Here is a 2194-nt window from a genome sequence, read left to right as displayed (position 1 = left end):
CGGGCAGCCAACTCGACCTCCCGGCCACGCTGCCCGCGCCCCGCCGCCCCCTGGAGCGGTCGGCGACCGTACGGCACCGGTTCGCCCTCAACGACACCCACGACGGCTACACCGCCCCGTACGCCGACTGGCCGCGCTGGGAGCGGATGCTCGACATCCTCGCCCTGCACGGCTGCAACGAGGTCCTCGTCACCACCGGCCAGGAGGCCGTCTACCACCGGCTGCTGACCGACTTCGGCTACTCCGACACCGAGGCCCGCGCCTGGCTCCCCGCGCCCTCCCACCAGCCGTGGTGGCTGCTCCAGAACATGAGCGCGTACGGCGGCCCGCTCTCACCCGAGCTGATCGGCGCGCGTGCCGTGCTCGGCCGGCGGATCACCGACCGGATGCGCGAGCTGGGCATGTCCCCCGTACTCCCCGGCTACTTCGGCACCGTCCCGGACGGCTTCGCCGCCCGCAACCCCGGCGCGCGGACCGTGCCGCAGGGTGACTGGAACGGGCTGCCGCGCCCCGACTGGCTCGACCCGCGCACACGGGTCTTCGCCGAGGTCGCCGCCGCGTTCTACCGGCACCAGGGCGACCTCTTCGGTGAGGTGAACCTCTTCAAGATGGATCTGCTGCACGAGGGTGGCAACGCCGGCGACGTGCCCGTGCCCGACGCCGCCCGCGCGGTCGAGACGTCGCTCCACACGGCCCGCCCCGGTGCCACGTGGGTGATCCTCGGCTGGCAGACCAACCCCGTGCCCGCTCTCCTCGACGCCGTCGACACCGACCGGGTGCTGATCGTCGACGGCCTGTCCGACCTGGACTCGGTGACGGACCGCGAGCGGGACTGGGGCGGCGCGCCGTACGCCTTCGGCACCATCCCCAACTTCGGCGGCCGTACGACGATGGGCGCCAACTCCGACCGCTGGACGCAGCGGTTCACGGCCTGGCGCGACAAGCCGGGCAGCAGGCTCGTCGGCACGGCGTACATGCCGGAGGCCGCCGAGCGTGACCCGGCCGCGTTCGAGCTGTTCAGCGAGCTGGCGTGGCGGCAGGACGCGGTCGACCGCGAGAGCTGGTTCCGGTCGTACGCCGATCTGCGTTACGGGGGCGAGGACGGCGCCGCGCGGGACGCCTTCGGTGTGCTGGAGGCGACGGCGTACCGGCTGACGACCGCCGACGGGCGGCCCGTCGACTCGCTCTTCTCCCGCCGGCCGTCCCTCACGTCGTCCGTGGGGACGGCCTTCGACACCGCCGAGTTCGACAAGGCCCTCGGGTCGCTGCTCGCCGTACGGGAGGGGCTGCGCGGCTCGGACGCGTACCGGCACGACGTGACCGAGCTGGCCAGACAGGCACTCGCCAACCGCTCACGGCTTCTGCTGCCGCAGTTGCGCGGCGCCTTCCAAGGAGGCGACGCCGCCACGTTCCGCGCGCTGGCCGCGCTGTGGCTGAAGCTGATGCGGCTGAGCGACACGATGGCGGGCTGTCACCGTTCGTTCCTGCTCGGGCCGTGGCTGGAGGACGCCAAACGGCTCGCGACCAGCCCCGGGGAGGCGGTCACGCTGGAGTGGTCGGCGCGCACGCTGATCACCACCTGGGCCGACAGATCGGCGGCCGGGCACCTGAGCAACTACGCGAACCGCGACTGGCAGGGCCTGCTGGCGGACGTGCATCTGCCGCAGTGGCAGGCGTATCTGGACGACCTGGCCGACGCGCTGGCCGCCGGTCGGGAGCCGAAGGCCTTCGACTGGTACGTGGACGAGGAGGCGTGGACACGGGCGCGCACCGCCTATCCGGTGCGGGCGACGGGTGACGCGTACCGGACGGCCCTGCGGGTACGAAACACCCTGGCCGCCGCCCCGTACCAGGGCACCGTCGGCGTCACCGCCGACCCGCCCGTCTTCACCCCGGGCAGCACGGGCAGGCTGAAGGCCGACTTCCGCAACGTCAACGGGCTGCGCGGCACCGGCCCGGTCGACTTCGCCCTGACGGGCCCCGACGCCCGGCCGGACGGCCCGACGCGTCTGCCGTCCGTCGCCCCGGCGGGCACCGGCTCCGTCGCCTGGTCGGTGACGGCCCCCGCCGAACCGCTCACGTCGCCGCTGCGGCCCCTGCCGTACGAACTGGCCCTGGAGTACGGTCCGCGCGGCGAGGAGCGCGTGCGGACGGTCCAGCGCGGCACCGTGTACGTCGCGGGGCCGCGCTGGAC

The 2194-nt window shown here is 73.9% G+C and carries 1 protein-coding gene; it reads left to right on the top strand.

Features of this window, described 5'->3' with window-relative positions; all coding sequences use genetic code 11:
* Positions 1-2194, top strand: a 2194-nt coding sequence (locus BHU15_RS37725; RefSeq protein WP_069631159.1) for an alpha-N-acetylglucosaminidase, incomplete at both ends; no start/stop codon positions are given.

Source organism: Streptomyces niveus (assembly GCF_001723055.1).
GTDB classification, from domain to species: Bacteria; Actinomycetota; Actinomycetes; order Streptomycetales; family Streptomycetaceae; genus Streptomyces; species Streptomyces niveus.
Note: the sequence above shows the minus strand (reverse complement) of the source record. Positions and strands in the feature narration are given on the sequence as shown.